Origin of the sequence: Sulfurimonas sp. HSL-1656 (genome assembly GCF_039645585.1) — a bacterium.
In the GTDB taxonomy this organism is placed as follows: domain Bacteria; phylum Campylobacterota; class Campylobacteria; order Campylobacterales; family Sulfurimonadaceae; genus Thiomicrolovo; species Thiomicrolovo subterrani.
The window spans coordinates 1248160-1265911 of the sequence record NZ_CP147915.1; the positions used below are offsets into that span (position 1 = coordinate 1248160).

At 55.0% G+C, this 17752-nt stretch carries 16 protein-coding genes; 10 read left to right on the top strand and 6 right to left on the bottom strand.

Annotated elements, in window-relative coordinates; genetic code table 11:
* Entirely contained in the window at positions 1-1701 is a 1701-nt protein-coding gene (locus tag WCX49_RS06380) for an NAD-binding protein (RefSeq protein ID WP_345986748.1), read from the top strand.
* Here WCX49_RS06380 and WCX49_RS06385 read toward each other — a convergent pair whose 3' ends face one another.
* From WCX49_RS06385 to aspS, 5 genes are read right to left on the bottom strand one after another with little or no spacing between them, the layout of a single operon-like run.
* Entirely contained in the window at positions 1702-2823 is a 1122-nt protein-coding gene (locus WCX49_RS06385; RefSeq protein WP_345986749.1) for a metallophosphoesterase, read from the bottom strand. It abuts the gene before it with no gap.
* Positions 2820-3560, bottom strand: coding sequence for a molybdopterin-binding protein (locus WCX49_RS06390; protein ID WP_345986750.1), 741 nt, complete (start codon positions 3558-3560; stop codon positions 2820-2822). The genes WCX49_RS06385 and WCX49_RS06390 overlap by 4 nt, the downstream gene beginning before the upstream one ends.
* Positions 3561-3610: 50 nt before the next feature.
* On the bottom strand, positions 3611-4258 hold the full coding sequence (gene adk, locus WCX49_RS06395) for an adenylate kinase (RefSeq protein ID WP_345986751.1): 648 nt from the start codon (positions 4256-4258) through the stop codon (positions 3611-3613).
* Between the two features lie 11 nt (positions 4259-4269).
* Entirely contained in the window at positions 4270-4845 is a 576-nt protein-coding gene (locus WCX49_RS06400; RefSeq protein ID WP_345986752.1) for an adenylate kinase, read from the bottom strand.
* Positions 4842-6602, bottom strand: a complete 1761-nt coding sequence (gene aspS / locus WCX49_RS06405) for an aspartate--tRNA ligase (protein WP_345986753.1) — start codon at positions 6600-6602, stop codon at positions 4842-4844. Before aspS ends, WCX49_RS06400 begins: the two co-directional genes overlap by 4 nt.
* Before the next feature lie 147 nt (positions 6603-6749).
* On the opposite strand from aspS, the gene WCX49_RS06410 reads away from it, so the two are divergent.
* The 4 genes from WCX49_RS06410 to WCX49_RS06425 are packed head-to-tail and all read left to right on the top strand — an operon-like array spanning position 6750 to position 11935.
* Positions 6750-8510, top strand: a complete 1761-nt coding sequence (locus tag WCX49_RS06410) for an ABC transporter ATP-binding protein (protein WP_345986754.1) — start codon at positions 6750-6752, stop codon at positions 8508-8510.
* Positions 8503-8958 carry a lasso peptide biosynthesis B2 protein gene (locus WCX49_RS06415; protein ID WP_345986755.1) on the top strand — a complete coding sequence of 152 codons (456 nt, stop codon included), beginning with the start codon at positions 8503-8505 and terminating at the stop codon, positions 8956-8958. The genes WCX49_RS06410 and WCX49_RS06415 overlap by 8 nt, the downstream gene beginning before the upstream one ends.
* Positions 8955-9839: a hypothetical protein gene (locus tag WCX49_RS06420; RefSeq protein WP_345986756.1), complete on the top strand. Its 885-nt coding sequence runs from the start codon at positions 8955-8957 to the stop codon at positions 9837-9839. Before WCX49_RS06415 ends, WCX49_RS06420 begins: the two co-directional genes overlap by 4 nt.
* Positions 9836-11935 (top strand): asparagine synthase-related protein, encoded by a 2100-nt coding sequence (locus tag WCX49_RS06425; protein ID WP_345986757.1) that lies wholly within the window; start codon positions 9836-9838, stop codon positions 11933-11935. The genes WCX49_RS06420 and WCX49_RS06425 overlap by 4 nt, the downstream gene beginning before the upstream one ends.
* A gap of 58 nt (positions 11936-11993) precedes the next feature.
* Here WCX49_RS06425 and WCX49_RS06430 read toward each other — a convergent pair whose 3' ends face one another.
* Positions 11994-13145: a S8 family peptidase gene (locus WCX49_RS06430; RefSeq protein ID WP_345986758.1), complete on the bottom strand. Its 1152-nt coding sequence runs from the start codon at positions 13143-13145 to the stop codon at positions 11994-11996.
* A 201-nt stretch (positions 13146-13346) separates the two neighbouring features.
* Here WCX49_RS06430 and WCX49_RS06435 point away from each other — a divergent pair, with 201 nt between their 5' ends.
* From WCX49_RS06435 to WCX49_RS06455, 5 genes are all read left to right on the top strand, one after another.
* A complete protein-coding gene (locus tag WCX49_RS06435) occupies positions 13347-13619 on the top strand; it encodes a PqqD family protein (RefSeq protein ID WP_345986759.1) in 273 nt (90 codons plus the stop codon).
* Between the two features lie 106 nt (positions 13620-13725).
* Entirely contained in the window at positions 13726-14478 is a 753-nt protein-coding gene (locus WCX49_RS06440) for a TIGR04219 family outer membrane beta-barrel protein (RefSeq protein ID WP_345986794.1), read from the top strand.
* 52 nt (positions 14479-14530) lie between these two features.
* Positions 14531-15397 (top strand): NAD(+)/NADH kinase, encoded by an 867-nt coding sequence (locus WCX49_RS06445; protein ID WP_345986760.1) that lies wholly within the window; start codon positions 14531-14533, stop codon positions 15395-15397.
* Complete coding sequence (locus WCX49_RS06450) at positions 15394-16953, top strand: AAA family ATPase (protein WP_345986761.1); 1560 nt, start codon at positions 15394-15396, stop codon at positions 16951-16953. The genes WCX49_RS06445 and WCX49_RS06450 overlap by 4 nt, the downstream gene beginning before the upstream one ends.
* A complete protein-coding gene (locus WCX49_RS06455) occupies positions 16950-17726 on the top strand; it encodes a TatD family hydrolase (RefSeq protein ID WP_345986762.1) in 777 nt (258 codons plus the stop codon). The genes WCX49_RS06450 and WCX49_RS06455 overlap by 4 nt, the downstream gene beginning before the upstream one ends.
* Positions 17727-17752: the final 26 nt, after the last annotated feature.

Below are 17752 nucleotides of genomic sequence, written 5' to 3' on the forward strand. Positions count from 1 at the left end.
GTGGACAATACTGCACTGTTCCTGATCATCCGGCGCCTCCGGGTGCCGATGTTCGTCCTCATTACGACCTTCGCCGTCTCCATCCTGGGGATGGTGCTCATCCCCGGCGTGGACGAGCAGGGGAAGGCGTACCACCTGACCTTTTTTGACGCCTTCTATTTTGTCACCTACACCGCTTCGACGATCGGTTTCGGAGAGACGCCCTATACTTTCACCTACCCGCAGCGGCTCTGGGTCTCCTTTTCCATCTACCTCTCCGTCATCGGCTGGTTTTATGCCATCGGTGCCATTGTCGCATTGATGCAGGACAAGGTCCTTGCCTCGCAGATCGACCTGGCGAAGTTCAGAGGAAAGATCCACAATATCCGCGAACCGTTCATTATTTTCGTCGGCTACAACCTGCTAGCCAAAAGCATTATCCGAAAGCTGAGCGACGAGGGGATACAGTCCGTCGTCATCGAGAACGACGCGATGCGGATCGATGAGATGGTTCTGGCCAACTACACCCTGGAGATACCTGCGCTGCACGGCGACATCAACGATCCCGACGTGCTGCGCATGGCAGGTATCAACAAGCCGCAGTGCCAGGCGGTCGTCTCGCTCTCCAGCGACGACGCGATGAACCTCCACACGGCGATGGCGGCAAAACTGCTCAACCCCAAGGTGAAGGTGATCGTCGAGGCGACCTACGAGGAGTACGCGGACAACCTCAACACGATCGGTATCGAGATCGTCGAAAACCCCTTCAAGATCGTCGCCAAACGCCTCTATATGGGTTTGCGTGCGCCATCCCTGCTGATGCTGGAGCAGTGGATCTACGGCGAACCGCTGCAGCTGCACCCCCGCGACATGCTCCCGACCGAGGGCAAGTATATCGTCTGCGGATACGGCCGGATGGGCAAGGCGCTTCGCATCGCGCTCAAGCGCGCCGGCATCGAGTATGTCTTTATCGAGACGAACCCGAAAAAAGTGCGCCAGCTGCGCAAGGACGACGTCCATATCATGGTCGGCGAAGGCCAGGACAAGAGGCTGCTGCTTGAAGCAGGCGTCAAAGAGGCTTCCTGCATCATCGCGGGCATGAACGACGACTTTATCAACCTCAGCATCGTCATGGCGGCGAAGAAACTCAATCCGGGCATCTTCACCATCGCCCGCCAGAACAACATCCACGACGACAGCGTTTTCAAGGCCGCGGACATCGACCGGGTCACCATCGTCAAGAACCTGCTGATCAACCAGACCTACATCGCCATTGCGCGGCCGCTCAGCGAGCGTTTTCTGCAGCTCATCAAAAACAAGGGGGCGGAGTGGGGCGACGGTCTCATCATGACCCTCAAACAGATCATCGGGGATAATCCGGACAAGCTGGAGACGGCCGTGGACGAGGAACACGCCTACGCGCTCTGCCGCCATCTGGAAAAGGGCCGCACGGCGCCACTGGAAATATTGCTGCGGAGCCGAAAGGATCACCGTCACTGCAACCAGGCGGTTGCGCTTTACCTTCGGCGCGGCGAGGAGGATTTCCTGCTCCCGGACCCGGACATGCCGCTTCAGATCGGCGACCAGCTGCTCTTTGCCGGGGACCGGGAGTCATTCGAGGATATCGCCTACAGTATGGAGAACCTCTATGAACTCGAATACGTCCTCGAAGGCAAAAGCTGCGCAACCTCGGTGAGCTGCCGACTCCATACGGGACGCTGATCAGACGATATCGAGTACGCCGATCTCGCTGGGGGCAAGTACCCGCAGCGGCGGTCCCCAGTAGCCCGTCCCCCGGCTGACGTAGATCTGTTTTTTCTCATCGACGCGGTAGAGTCCTGCAAGGTAGGGCTGGTCGATCATGACCAGCAGGCCGAAGGGAAAGATCTGCCCGCCGTGGGTATGGCCGCTGAGCATCAGGTCATACGCCTTGTGCTGCATGATCCGCGTGCTTTTGGGCTGATGGGCGAGGACGACCGTTTTGAGGGCGGGGTCGCACTCCGAAAAGGCCGCTTCGACATCGTAGGGCATGACGCCCATGCGCTTGGAGATCAGGTCGTTGATGCCCACGAGGTTGAAGCGGTCGGCAATGCGGACGCTTTGGTTGTCGAGCACCGCGATGCCGAGGACATCGCGGAGGTGGGCGACAATCTCCTCCACGCCGTGAAAATACTCGTGATTGCCGGTAATAAAGTAGGTCCCGAATCGCGACTGCAGGGATGTGAGCGGCTGCAGCATCTCGGCGACATGTTCGATCTTGCGGTCGACAAGATCGCCCGTAATGACGACCATGTCCGGGCGCAATGCATTGATACGCTCCACGCACGATGCCATGAACTCCCTGCGGATCGCCAATCCGACGTGGACGTCACTGAGCTGGACGATGCGGAAAGGTTCGGCATCCGCTTCCCCGAGCGAGATGCGTTCAAAGCGCAGCATGGGCCGGCGAAGCCCGCCGATCAGGCCCCCGAAAAGGTAACTGACCGCAGCGATGATCATGGTGAGATCAAAGCCGATCTTGATGAAGCGTCGGCGTTCGGGCTGAAAAGGGATACGCTCGGCCGCCGAATGCATCAGGTCGTAGACGAGGGCGACGAAAAAGAGGATAAAGGTGATGCCGACGCTGCTGCTGAGCAGGTAGTAGAGTATCGGCGAATCGGGAAGGAGGTGGGTCAGTGTCTGAAAGACGAAAAAGACCTCGACGACGAAAAGAGTGAGCGCGATCGATTTCCACGCTGCGGCCCTGCCGAAATGAAGCCGCCGGAAGAAACGGCGGTAGACGTAGAGGTTCAGCGCACCCATGACGGCGGTGAAGACAAAGCCGAAAAGCAAAAAGCGTATCATGAGATCTGGTAGGCGATCTCTGCGTTGTGCAGGAAGTCGGTGAAGAGCGCAAAAGCATTATCAACGGCAGGGCTTTCGCTGCCGGCGACGGAGATCTCGACACGGGGAACACCATCCCGCAACATCGGAAGCGAAGAGAACTCAATCGCCTCAGGCACCTTTTTCATCACGTCGATAAGCGTATTCTCGCTCGTCTCTGCAATCAGTGTCTTTCGGAAAACATGTTTTTGCTGGGAATAGTGCCCATTGATGGCAGCTTCGATCATCGGGTGCGCCATCTCCGGGAAGCCCGGGACGAAAAAGTACCGGTGTTCCAGGGCGAACCCGGACATGTTGTTGACGGGGTTTTTGAGCAGGGTCACGCCGACGGGCAGGTCCGCCATATGGATACGGTGCGGACGTGCCTCGTCGCCGAAGCGTTCGATGATGTCCTGTTCGAACTGGAAATGGCGCCGCAGCGGTTGGCCGGTAAAGACCTTGGCGGCGATGGGACGGGTGAGATCGTCCGGGGTGGAGCCGATCCCCCCGAAGCTGAAGAGCACGGCATCGGGGTCGGCGAGAACCATCCGGTAGGCCGCTTCGATGAGTACGGCATCGTCCTTGATCACCATCGAGGCGAAAAGGGTGTGACCGTACGCTGCCAGCGCTTCTTTGAGGAAGGTGAAGTGTTTGTCGTTCCGACGTCCGTTGAGGATCTCGGTGCCGATGATGACGGCATAAAAATGTGGCGTATTCATAGGGATATTATAGCGTCTAAGTGGGGAAGGGCGGGGCTGCCGCCCGGCGCTTATTTCAGCGCGGAGAGAATGGTTGTTTGTACCGTGTCGATCGGCTGGGTACCGTCGATACGGATGTATTTGACGGCGCTGTTGTTTTCGGCTTCCGCCGTGTAGTAACCGATCAGCGGTGCCGTCTGCTCGTGGTAGACGCGCAGGCGGTCGAGCACGACCTCTTCTTTGTCGTCGTCACGCTGTACAAGGTCTTCGCCGGTAATGTCATCTTTGCCTTCGACTTTCGGCGGGTTGAAGATGACGTGGTAGGTACGGCCAGATGCCAGGTGCGCGCGGCGGCCGGACATGCGGCTGACGATTTCTGAATCGGGGACATCGATCTCGATCACGGCATCGATGGCGACGCCGGCTTCTTTGAGGGCATCCGCCTGAGCGATAGTACGCGGGAAACCGTCAAGCAGGAAACCGTTTTTGCAGTCATCTTCCGCAATGCGCTCTTTGACAAGGCCGATGATGATCTCGTCGGTGACGAGCTTGCCTGCATCCATGAAGGATTTCGCAAGCTTGCCCAGTTCCGTTCCCGCTTTGATCGCCGCGCGGAGCATGTCGCCCGTGGAGATCTGCGGGATGTCGAACGCCTTCGTCAGAAACTGTGCCTGGGTGCCTTTGCCTGCGCCCGGAGCGCCGAGTAGAATGATTTTCATGCTTTTCCTTGTTAAATTAAACTTTCGATGTGGGCCTGCATCTCGTCTGCGACCTGGGCAAGCTCGCGCTCGCCGTTGATCTTGTGCAGCAGCCCTTTTTCAGTGTAGAAGCGCTGGATATCGGCCAGCGGTTCAACATAGACGTTCATCCGGCGAGCAAAAACCGCCTCGTTGTCATCCGCGCCGCGCGCACGTCCGAGGACGCGGTCACGGGCGATCTCTTCGCTCACAACGACCTCGATGACGTTTGCCAGGGCTACCTCGGGTTCACCGGCGAGGTATGCATCGAGCGCTTCCATCTGCTCAATAGAGCGGGGGTAGCCGTCAATAATGACCTCCGCGGTCGGCGCCTGCTTGATCGCCCCGACGATTGTCTCGATCGCAATAGCGATGGGGACGATCTCGCCACGGTCGATGATGGACTTAATGAGCTGACCGCGTTCGCTGCCGGTGGCGACCTCCGCACGGAACATATCACCGGCGGAGTAGTGGGTGATGCCGTCATGGCGCGAAGCGATCACTTCGCAATCGGTGGTTTTGCCCGAACCGGGCGCACCGATGATAAGAAAGAGTTTTTTACGACTCATGACTGGCTTTTGGATTCTCTGGTGCGGATATGCAGCTCACGCAGCTGCGCGTTGTCGACGCTGCTCGGGGCCTGGGTGAGCAGACAGGAAGCCTTCTGCGTTTTCGGGAAGGCGATGACGTCGCGGATGCTGTCTTTTTTGGCGAGCAGCATGATAAGGCGGTCGAAGCCGATCGCGAAACCGCCGTGCGGCGGTGCACCGAACTTGAGGGCATCGAGCAGGAAGCCGAATTTCTCCTGTGCTTCCTCCTCTTCGATGCCGAGAAGTTTGAAGATCTCCTCCTGGACATCCTGCTTGTGGATACGGATGGAACCGCCGCCGAGCTCGACACCGTTGAGGACGATGTCGTAGGCGATGGATTCGATATCTTCGACATGCTCTTTGTTGAGGTCTTTGGGCATTGTAAAGGGGTGGTGAAGCGCTTTGACACGCCCCTCGTCGATCTCGAACATCGGGAAGTCGACGACCCAGAGGAACTCGAAGCGGTCTTTGTCGACGAGGTTCATCTTTTCGTGCTCGGCGATGAAGATACGGAAACGGCCCATGTAGTCCCAGACGGTGTGCTTGTCACCGGCACCGAAGAAGACGACGTCGCCGACTTCAAGCTCGGTGCGATCGATGATCGCCTGGATATCTTCGTCTGAGAAGAACTTCGTCAGCGGTCCCTTGAGACCGTCCTCTTTCATCTGGAAGTAGCCGAGCCCCTTCGCACCGAATTTGCGGACGAAGTCTTCGAAGCTCTTCATTTCGCGCTTGGAGAAGACGAGGTCGGCCCCCGGGACGCGCAGCGCTTTGATGCGGTTCATCTTCGGGTTTTTGGCGATGGCGGTAAAGACCTCGTTGTCACAGCGCTCGAAAATGTCGATGACGTCGACCATCTCCAGGCCGTAGCGCATGTCCGGCTTGTCGGAACCGTACTTTTCCATCGCTTCGCTGTGCGGCATACGCGGGAAAGGCGCCTGGACGTCGTGGCCGGCGGCTTTGAACATCCCGACGATCAGTTTTTCGGCGACGGCGATAACCTCTTCCTGGTCACAGAAGCTCATCTCGACATCGATCTGGGTAAATTCGGGCTGGCGGTCGGCACGGAGGTCCTCGTCACGGAAACACTTGGCGATCTGGAAGTAGCGGTCGAACCCGCCGACCATCAGCAGCTGCTTGAAGAGCTGCGGGGACTGGGGCAGGGCGTAGAATTCGCCTTCGTGGACACGGCTGGGCACGAGGTAGTCGCGCGCACCCTCCGGCGTGGATTTTGTCAGGATAGGTGTTTCCACTTCGAGAAAACCGAGTTCGTCGAGTACGTTGCGCGCCGCGATGGCCGCTTTGGAGCGCAGTCTGAACGTATCGAAAGAGGCGGTGGAGCGCAGGTCGAGGTAGCGGTATTTGAGCTTCGTCTCTTCACCGACGGACTCGTCGCCGATGACGAAGGGCATCGGGGCGGAGCGGTTCTCGATAACGAGCTCGTCGACAACGACTTCAATGGCCCCGGTTTTGAGGCGCGGGTTGATCAGGCCTTCACCGCGCAGACGGATGGTCCCTTTGGCGATGAGGACAAATTCGTCGCGGACGTCATTGGCGATCTTGTGCGCTTCGGCGTTGTCCGCCGGGTCGCAGACGAGCTGGATCAGGCCGCTCTTGTCGCGCAGGTCGATAAAGATGATGCCGCCGTGGTCACGGTAACTGTTCGCCCACCCGGCGAGTTCGACGCGCTCGCCGACGTTGTTTTCGTTTAAATCGGTACAGTAATGGCTTCTCAAAACGTAGGGTCCTTGTGCCGGAAGGTCTAATGCCTACGGCAAAAATTTTCGCGATTATATCGCAAGGGGGATTCAGCATTGCTAAAGCAGAGGGTGAAGATGGGTTTCTTGGGATTTTCTGGTAGTATTACAGTAAAAAGCAGACATTTGAATACCAAGATCACCTTCGGTTCCCTTTTTCAGTCACTCCATGCCCAGCGGCGGGATTTTGAGCGCGCCAACGCTTCGGGCATTCTTGCCACGCTGCTTTTCCTGCCCATTCCCATCCTGATCCCGCTGCTGATCGACGAAGTGCTGCTGCAGCACCCGGGGAAACTGACCGAATATTTCTCCGTGCTCGGTATTGAAAAAACGGGTGCGATGATCGCCGGTACACTGACCGTCGTACTGCTGCTGCGCGCGGCCGTCTTTCTGCTCAACAACCTCAAAACCCGTTATGCAATGAAAATCGCGCAGAAAAGCGCCTATACGATCCGTCACCGACTGTTGCATCACTTGGAGCGGATCAGCCTCGCCGAGTATGAGTCGGTCAAAACCGGGGCGATCGTCACGAAAACCATACGCGACGTGGAGCAGATAAGCTCGTTTCTGGGGCAGTTGGCCAGTACGGCGCTGACGTCGGTGCTGATGTTCATCGGCATCCTGGGCATTATGTTTTATATCAGCTGGCCGCTCACGCTGCTGCTGGTCATACTCAATCCTGTTTTCCTGGGCGTTTCAAAGATCCTGGGACGTCGGGCCGGGGTACTGCTGCGGCGCCAGCATGAGGCGTATGAGTCTTACCAGGAGATGCTCGGCGAAGTCCTGGAGCTCTTCATGCAGGTGCGGGCCAGCAACCAGGAACACAATTTCTTCGGGCTGCTGAAAACAAAAGCGGATACCATTAAAAATGCTTCGATGGATTACGGGTACCGTTCGTCGGTTGCCATCAGTTCCTCGACCCTGCTTACAAGTATTGTGATTGATCTTTTCAAGATTCTCGGCGTCGCAGTCGTCGTCTACTCCGATCTCAGCATCGGGATGATGCTCGCTTTTCTCTTTTACCTCTCCCCGGTCGCCGCCCCGGTGCAGCAGTTTATGAGCCTTGTCATTTCGTTTCAGTCCATCAAGCCCTCCATGGAGCGGCTGAACGAGCTGTTTTCGATGCAGCGCGAACCGCACTATCCGACTAAAAAGAACCCCTTTGACGGGAAACCGACCGTATCGGCAGCGCTGGAAGATGTCACCTTCGGGTATGACGAGACGAAACCCGTCCTCAAAACGATCACCCTCCAGGCGCAAAAAGGGCAGAAGATCGCCCTGATAGGTCCCAGCGGCTCGGGCAAAAGTACCATTGCGCAGCTGCTTGTCGGCTTTTACCCGGTGGCAAGCGGTACTGTCACTTACGACGGTGTCCCCATTACAGATATCGGACTGTCGGTGGTGCGGGAGCATGTTGCGCTGATGCTGCAGGATTCGCTCTTCTTCAACGACACGATCAGGATGAACCTGACCCTGGGCGACGCCACGGAGGAATCGAAGATCCGTGACGCCCTGCGGTCTGCCCAGCTCGAAGCGTTTATCGATTCGCTTGAGGACGGTCTCGATACCATGATCGGCAAGAACGGCATCAAACTCTCCGGCGGCCAGCGCCAGCGCCTGGCGATCGCCCGGATGATCCTCAGCGATCCGCAGGTCGTCATCTTCGACGAAGCGACCTCTGCGCTGGACAACGAGACGGAAATGCGTCTTTACGATAGCCTGGCGCCGTTCCTGGAAGGGCGTACCGTGATCATTATCGCCCACCGCATTACAACGATGAGGCAGGCCGACTATATCTACCTGCTCTCAAGACAGGAAATTATGTTCGAAGGAACGTATGACGAACTGAACCGGCTCGGGCTGGTACGCGAGCATTTCGGTGTCTGATAAAATCAGAAAGTTTCTGGCACTCTCCGGGCCGGAAAAACGGCTCTTTTTGGAGGCTTTTGCCGGACTGGGCATGATGCGTTTTGCCATCACGGCGATGCCATTCAAGCGACTCGTGCACAAACTCGAACAGTCGAAGGGGGAGAGGGTTCCGCCGTCGCTGTCGGCAGAGCAGGTGTCCGGGGCAAAGGCTGTTTCAAAAGCGGTCATCTCGGCCGCAAACAATACACCCTGGGAGAGTGCCTGCCTCGTCCAGTCACTGACGGCACAGCGCATGCTTCAGCGTCAAGGTATTCCAGGCGTTTTTTACCTCGGCGTCCATCGCGACAATACGAAGGACGGAAACATGCGGGCGCATGCCTGGCTGCTCTGCGGCGATCTCGTCGTCACAGGAGAAGGGTTTGACGGCTTTACCGTCCTCTCCTCTTTTGCATGGGGGCCTCAATGATCGTCTACGGAACAGAAATTTCAAGCGATATAGCCTTCCCGCTGGAACTGCCCGAAACGGGAGCGGTAAAATACGCCCTTACACTATCGTCACGGCCTACGGAATCTCTCAAAGCTTCCATCACCTGCGGCTTCCCCATCTATTATGCCCACGGCAGAAAAGTCTACCTCTACACCGACAGGCTCTTTGACGGTGCGGACAGGGGACAGCCGTGGCACTATGAGGTCAAAGACGTTTGCAGTTTTTACTGGATCGGCGGCGAATCTGAAATCTATTACGAACTGCATAAAGAGGGCGATGCGGCGCTTCTTGCCTTCTGGTTCATCCATTTGCTGCTCCCGCTCTATTTCTCCTTTGAAGAGATGTATGACTTTTTTCATGCGGGTGCCGTCGAGATTGACGGCCGCCCGGTACTTTTCATTGCACCATCCATGGGCGGAAAATCGACGATGACGGATTATTTTATCCGGCAGGGCCATACGCTTGTTTCGGATGACAAGGTGCCGACCTTTATAGACGGCGACCGGTTCATTGCCGTCGGTGCACACCCTTACCACCGCCCCTACAGAAAATTCGAAGAGCTCGGCTACCATGTGGCGGGTTTTATGACGGACTTCAAACCTATCAGCGCATTCTACGTCCTTGAAAAAGCTGATGCCGAAGCAACCGTTGCGATTGAAGAGATAACGGGGTTCCGAAAATTTGAGGCGCTGCTTCCCAATTACCTCTTTCTATTCGCTTTCCTAAAGGAAAAGCGCCTCAAGTACCTCTCCGCACTGCTAAACCAGGTCAACGTCTACACCATTCGTGTTCCCCACGATCTGGATCGGCTCAGCGAAGTCCATGCCGCCATTTGCGTGCATCACAGAGGTATTGAATGAGCGGATTCTTCGGCATCTTCAATCGAAACGACAACCCGGTGGAGCCTGCCGTTGCCGATGCTATGCTCGAGGCCTTTTCTTATTGGAAGCCTGACGAACGCTCGGTCAGACTGGGCGGTACAGTAGCGCTGGGACACGCCATGCTGCACAATACCCCCGAATCATTTCATGAGCATCTGCCGCTGGAGCAGGAGAGCTTGTTGCTGACAATGGACGCACGGATCGACAACCGCGCAGAACTGTTTGAACAGCTGGAGCTCCCCGGCCGGCCTACAGAAGAGATCGGTGACAGCGAGTTCATTCTGGCCGCCTACCGGAAATGGGGAGAGTCTTGCCCGCAATACCTGCTGGGTGACTTCGCATTCGCTATTTGGGACAGTGCGAAAAATCGGCTTTTTTGCGCACGGGACCATATGGGCGTCAAGCCCTTCTACTATGCCATGGACAATGATCTCTTTGTCTTCGGAAATGACATGCGTGGGTTGCTGGCGCACGACGGTATTCCGAAAGCGTTAAGTGATGAGGCCGCTGCGATCTATCTGGAGAAGGGGGAGCTTTGGCACCCTACGTTGACATTTTACAATGCGGTCAAAAAGCTCCCGCCGGCTACGACGCTCACGGTCACGACTGCATCTGCAACCTTTCATACCTACTGGGATATCGAAACGATTCGTCGTGACAGATCCGGGACATTCGACGAGTACGACATAAAACTCCGAGCTCTTCTCGAAGACGCCGTTAAAGTGCGTCTAAGAACACAGTATCCCGTTGCGTCGCATCTGAGCGGCGGGCTGGACTCTTCAACGATCAGTGTCCTTGCCGCACGTATGCTTGCCCGGAGGGGAGAAAAGCTTAAAACCTATAGCTGGATTGCACCGCCGCAGGCAGAGGATGACGCCTCTCATTACGAATGGGCAAACAGCCAGCAGATCGCGAGTAAGGAAAATATCGATCTGGAGCATATCGGTCTCGACGGGAAAGCCTTATCGGAAATTCTTTCGGGACTTGATATCTCTTTGAATGATACTGTTGACCTGTGGTATGAATTCGTTCTACGAAAATCGGCACATCAACAGCAGATTCGAACGGTTCTATCGGGGTGGGGCGGTGATGAGTTCGTTACCTACCATGGCAGAGCCATTTTTGCCGACCTGGTCCATCAGGGCAAATTTTTAAAAGCGCTCAGAGGACTTTGGTCGGAATGTGTGACTACTCATCATCAAAAGCGCTGCTTCTTGCGCCGCTGCTACCGGGAAATACTTCTTCCTTTCATGCCCCGGAATCTCCTCTGTTACATGCCAAGAGTTAATTGCAATGTCGAAGAACACCTGCATTGTGCACGGGACGATTTTGCCCGTTACGCCAGGAAAAGAAAAAAACCATCTACGTTCATGTACCAAAAAAGTATTCCTGCCGATCAGCTTGCATATTATCGCCAAGGGCACATTCTTGCACGCCTTGAGTCGTGGTCTGCTTCGGCCTATGAGAATCGTCTGGAGTACAGGTTTCCTTTATTGGATAAACGACTGATCGAGTTTTCGCTTTCACTGCCCGAACAGTATTACTATCAAAAACAGCAAAACCGTTATCTCTTCCGCCACGCTGTTCAAGAAATTCTGCCAGAAGAAATACGACTCGGCAATTTCAAGAAAGAACCCAAAAGGGTACAGCAGATAATCGATACGGAAATGGAGTCTTTCAACTACCTGCTTGACATAATAACCAGGGATGAAATGTGCGATTGCAGGAACCGTTATATCCATCCTGAGAGGTTGCGCCGGTCACTGATAAAATTGATAAATAGTGATTTTGTGTTTGATTACAAAACCATAGAAACGGTAAATGAAACAGTTAGGACTTTTTTGCTTGGAAGAGCTGGCTTTTCCGTTAATTTATGCTACTGTTTTGACAAATGTCAGGTTGAGAGGCATAGAATGACTAGGAATGAAAAAAACGATTACGACAAAAAGGTGTGGTGCAAACCACAAATGAAAATACTGGATGTCAAGTCTACGATGGGCGGGAATAACCCCAAAAACAATGAAAGCTTGACGGCAGACCACTATCTGGATGTTTTTGGCGGTGCAAGCGGATAATCACACCAGAGATTGGGAAGCACATTCGTTCCCAATCATCTGTCTGATGCAGACCAGATTATTGAATCGCAAAGTCCGGCCGTACAAGCCCGGCACCCTGTTCTTCCAAAGGCAGCCCAAGATCTTCGGCGCTGCTTTTTAATTTTGTTTTGACTTCATCCGGTGTAAGCGTCGGGTAAACGGAAAGTACAAGCGCTGCTGACGCCGTCACGTGAGGCGTTGCCATGCTTGTACCGTTCATGGACGTGTAGCCGGCATTAAGATAGGTGGAGTAGATACCGACACCTGGGGCTGCGAGGTCGATTTCCGGTCCGTAGCTGGAGCTTGCCGCCAGGTTCCCGTTGATATCGACAGAAGAGACCGCAATGGTTTCGGGATATCTGGCCGGGTAAAGCATGGTCCCGCCAGATGCACCGTTATTTCCGGCGGCTGCTACCTGTACAATTCCCGCGGCGTGCATTGCGGCAACAGCATCTGTCAGGGATTGGACGGTACTCGTCGCTCCGAAGCTCATGTTCACCACCTGCATATGGTTGTCGATACACCACTGCATCCCGTCAAGAATATCCGACAAGTTCCCCGTATTGTCACTGCCGAGTACCTTTACCACATAGAGGTTGATCTGCGGTGCCGCACCGATGACGCCGATGGTATTGTTGGCAGCTGCCATGATCCCGCTGACATGGGTGCCGTGCCCGTTATCGTCTTCCGCGCTCTTATGCGGGTTAAGCGCACTGAAATTCCCTTTGATGTTGTCTGTCAGGTCAGGGTGGTCAAGATCCGCCCCCGTATCAAGTACGGCAACGTTGATCATTGTCCCGTTGGTTTCCGGCCAGGCAAGGTCCGCTTCAATCCGATCAACACCCCATGTCAGCTCTTGAGCAGGCTGGGGAAGGGGATCGACGGGTTTCGCGGCCCCATTCAGTACGATATCATCGTCAATCCGGAGAATATTTTGATTGTCAATGTCAAGCAATGCATTGAATGCCGCATCCGGAAGCGATACCGCAAAACCATTGACAATACGAAGTGGTTTGACCGGAATAACCCCAAGGTCTCTAAGCAGTGCGGCCTGCTGAACAGGGTTTGAAAACTCTGGTGTAAAGACAACGATTTTTTGTCTCACATTGGCTGCAACTACGTTATTGGCAACAACAGTGGCTACAAGCAACATAAGTAGATGCCGTACTGGACGAAAACGCTTCAACATAACAACCTCCTTCTAATAGCCCCAATCGTAACAAATTCATTCTTTATTGGCGCTGTTTCATACAAATTAAAAATAACCTATTTTAATATTGTTATTTGTTGTTTATCTCACCAAATTTTTGTAACATATAAAAAACATTAATATTTTAAACAAATAATAATATATATCCGATCTATTGTATAATTCTGTAAAGGATTGACGGTGGATTATTCAAAGAGAATTGCTGTAGCTGATACGGTTTTTTCGCAAAGGGTAGACGATGAAATCGTTCTGCTCGATATGGAGAGCGAAAACTATTTCGGTCTCGACAGCGTCGCAACCGATATATGGCAGCTGCTGCAGGACGGAAAGACCTTCCAAGAGACAGTGGATGCGCTTCGTAATATGTATGAAGTCGATCAAGATGTATTGAAAAAAGATCTTGAAACATTTGTAGAAACCTTAATTAACAAAAAACTCGCCAAAATAGCATGAAAATGCTATAATCGCCGGTAACAAGCGCTTCCGGCGGCTCCCACATCTGATTTGCCCCAATGATCAGCGTATATGCTCAAACTGAAGGAGTCCCGTGCCTTTCCCCGTGAAATCAATACTGCTGTGTTTTCTGACTGTGACCGCTCTTCAGGCTTTCGAAACGGACATCGAGATCGGGGCAGGGGTGTGGAACGCCAAAGCCTCAGGTGATCTGACCTATGATGAGAGCGGGGGAAGCGTCACCGCCGTGGGGGACCTGGGGTACAAGAATGAGAACAACTTCTATTTGCATGCAGATTTCAAACCCCTGAATGTATCCCCATTCGTACCGAACCTCAAGCTCGAGTACACGTCGATTGCCTACGAGGGGCGTACCAAAGGCTCAGTCACGTGGGGGCCGTTTCTCTATCAGGCCGATGCACCGAATAAAGTGACCGCATTGGAGTACGATGCGACCTTCTACTATTCGTTTTCCGACCTGATTTCGTGGATGTCATTCGACGCCGGCATCAATGTGAAATACGTTAAAACGCGCTATACCATCGATGACAGCTCTATCCATTATGATGAAAGCGACATTACAACGCTGCCGCAGCTCTACCTTCATGCCCGCGTTCCTGTTATGCAGCTGCCCGCTTCGGTCGATCTCACTTACTACTATTATGATGAAGGCAGCTTCACCCTCTATGACTTCCGGTTGTCAGGACGGTATGATTTCGATACGGTGACGACCTATTTCAGACCTTCGGTGGAACTCGGGTACCGTATTCACCGGCTCTGGCTGCAAAAACCGAGTTACAACACGAAGATCGATCTTCATTTGAGCGGCATTTACCTCGACGCCTCGCTGCATTTTTAGCAACCAGACACGAAAGCCGGGCCTGACTGTTTGGCGTGGTATAATCTGTCCCATGAATGAAACAGCGCAGATTCCTCTGAAAAAAGTCGGCATTATCCTACGGCCTTCGACGCCGGAACTCAAAGAGGTGTTTTACCGGGTCAAGCAGATCTTCGAAGGCCATGGCATCGAAGTCCTCATTGACAACCTCAGCGGCGGCATGATCGGCGTGCTCGGGCAGCAGTTCGACATCCTCTGCCGGGAGAGCGATCTGCTGGCGACCATCGGCGGGGACGGAACCCTCATCTCCGCGGTACGGCGTTCGCACAGTTTCGGCAAACCGGTGATGGGGATCCATGCCGGGAAACTGGGATTCCTGGCAGACGTGGCACTCGATGAACTCGATGAGATCCTCGCCCAGATCAAAGCAGGGGAGTACCGCATCGACGAACGGGCAATGCTGCAGGCGGTCATTACGACCGCGGCGGGAGAGAAGCGTGTCGTCGCTTTCAACGACATCGTGATCACGCGCCCCTCCATCTCCAAGATGATCCATGTCGAGACTTTCGTCGACGGCAAGAACTTCAACACCTATTTCGGCGACGGCGTCATCATCTCGACCCCGACGGGTTCGACGGCCTATAACCTCTCTGCCGGAGGCCCGGTGCTCTTCCCGCTGACCAAAGTCTTCGCATTGACCCCGATCTGCCCGCATTCGCTGACACAGCGGCCGGTCGTTCTGCCGGGGCAGTATGACATCGAAGTCAGGACACCCGACCAGAGTGCACTAGCCGTCGTGGATGGACAGGATATGTACGAGTTCGGTGAGGGGGACAGCATCCGCATCTCCCTCGCCGATATGCCGGCAAAACTGCTGCACCGAAAAGCTTTCAACTACTTTGACGTGCTCAAAGAAAAACTGAACTGGGGTGAAGGATGATCGAACATTTCCATATGCGTGACTGCTTGACGTTTGAAGAGGTCTCTATCGACCTGAAACCGGGGTTGATCGTCTTTTCCGGTCCCAGCGGCAGCGGTAAATCCGTTTTCATGCGCTCGATTCTCGCCTCATTCGGCCTGGACGACCCTATTGCATCGCTCAGTGAATCGGTCGTTTCATGGCAGATCGACGAAAGTGCCAGCGGGCTGCTCAATGAAAGCCCCAATGTCCTGCGTGAGGTCAAAAAAGAGAAGGCACGCTATTTTTTCAACAATCAGGCCATCTCCCGTGCCGCGGCGGCAGAGCTCAGCAGGACCCATCTGCGGCATCTGAGCCTCAAAGATTACAGTGATTTCGATTCGGATGCGCTCCTGCAGCTGATCGACATGACGGTAAGTCTCACCGATGACAAGCACCCCCACCGTCTCGAGCTCTATCACCAGGGCTACCTGAGGCTGAAACACCTTGAACAGGAGCTTGATCGCCTCAAGTCCGATGAACGCAAACTGCGTGATCAGGAGGAGTTCGCCCGCTTCGAGGTGAACAAGATCAATGAGATCGGTCCGGAAGCCGATGAATATGAGACCCTGCTCGAGGTTAAAAAGTCCCTCTCCAAAAAAGAGAAGATCGAAGAGAAGATCGTGCATGCCCAGCAGATCTTCGAGTATGAGCACGTCGTCAATGAGGTATTGGTTTCATTGGATGTCGACAGCGCATTTTTCGATGATGCGATGAATGAATTGCGTACCCGCTTCGATTCGGCCCAGGAGCGCTTTAACGACCTGGAGGGGACGGACATCGAGCATGTGCTCGACCGGCTTGAACAGCTGTCGGATCTCAAACGCCGCTACGGCAGTATCGAAGAGGCATTGGCCTACCGCGACAGCAAGCAAAAAGAGCTCGAGGTCTACGAATCTCTCGAAGAACACGTCAAGGCGATGCAGCAGGAACTCAATACCCTTTACACCTCCCTGACGCAGAGCGCGGCACAGATCTCGCTGGCACGTAGCGGGGCACTGTACGGACTGAATGATTCCATCAACAGCTACCTGCACCAACTCTACCTCGACGGCGCCGAACTGACGCTGGCCCACGGCGATTTCGGCCCCGCAGGGCAGGACCGCGCCTCTTTGCAGCTCAAAGGCGCGTCGCTGCAGCAGATCAGCGCCGGCGAATTCAACCGCCTGCGGCTGGCACTTCTGGCCGTCAAGTCCGAAGGGATGCAGGGGCAGCAGGGGGTGTTGATGCTTGACGAGATCGACGCCAACCTCAGCGGCGAGGAGTCCATGAGCGTGGCCCGCGTACTGCGGACGCTCAGTCAGCATTTCCAGATCCTCGTCATCTCCCACCAGCCGCAGCTCACCGCCATGGGCGAGCAGCATTTCCTTGTCACGAAGGACGACCACAGCAGCGTACGGGAACTGGCGACGCAGGAGGAGCGCATGGAGGAGATTGCGCGGATCGTCAGCGGCGACACCGTTTCGGAAAAAGCGCGTCATCTCGCCCGCGAGCTCCTCGATGCGGCCCATGGAAACAGCACCGGGAAGGCTGTATGATTATCGACACGCACATTCATCTTGACGACGAACGCTACGAAGAGGATCTCGAAGCGGTATTGGAACGTGCCGCAGAGCAGGGGGTTGAAGCGCTGATCATTCCGGGCGCCGACGCCGTGACCCTGCCGCGCGCCATTGCCATTGCCGAAGCGCATGAAAACGTCTACTTCGCCGTCGGGATCCACCCGTACGATCTTGAAGGGTTCGATACGGCAGCTTTCGACGAGTTCCTCACGCACCCGAAATGCGTTGCCGTGGGAGAGTGCGGACTGGATTACTTCCGCCTTGAAGGCAGCGAAGCGGAGCAGGAAGCCGAAAAGCAGAAACAGGCAGAGGTGTTCCGCGCCCAGATCCGGATCGCTCTGGCCTACGGCAAACCGCTCATTGTGCATATTCGTAACGCCAGCCATGATGCCCGTGTGATCCTCGAGGAGGAGGGCGCGGCAAAAGTCGGGGGTGTCCTGCACTGCTACAATGCCGACGAGGAGCTGCTCGTCCTTGCCGGTCAGAACTTCTATTACGGCATCGGCGGCGTGCTGACCTTTAAAAATGCACGTAAGCTGGTGCAGGTCCTGCCGAGTATCCCCAAAGAGCGGCTGCTCATCGAAACGGACGGCCCCTACCTGACGCCGCATCCGCACCGCGGCGAACGTAATGAGCCGGCCTATACGAAGCTGGTGGCACAGAAGATGGGTGAACTGCTCGAAATGCCGGCAGAGGCCGTTGAAACACTGACCACAAAGAATGCATCACGCCTTTTCGGGATTTCCTAACCGCGTCTCACTATGCTATAATGGGG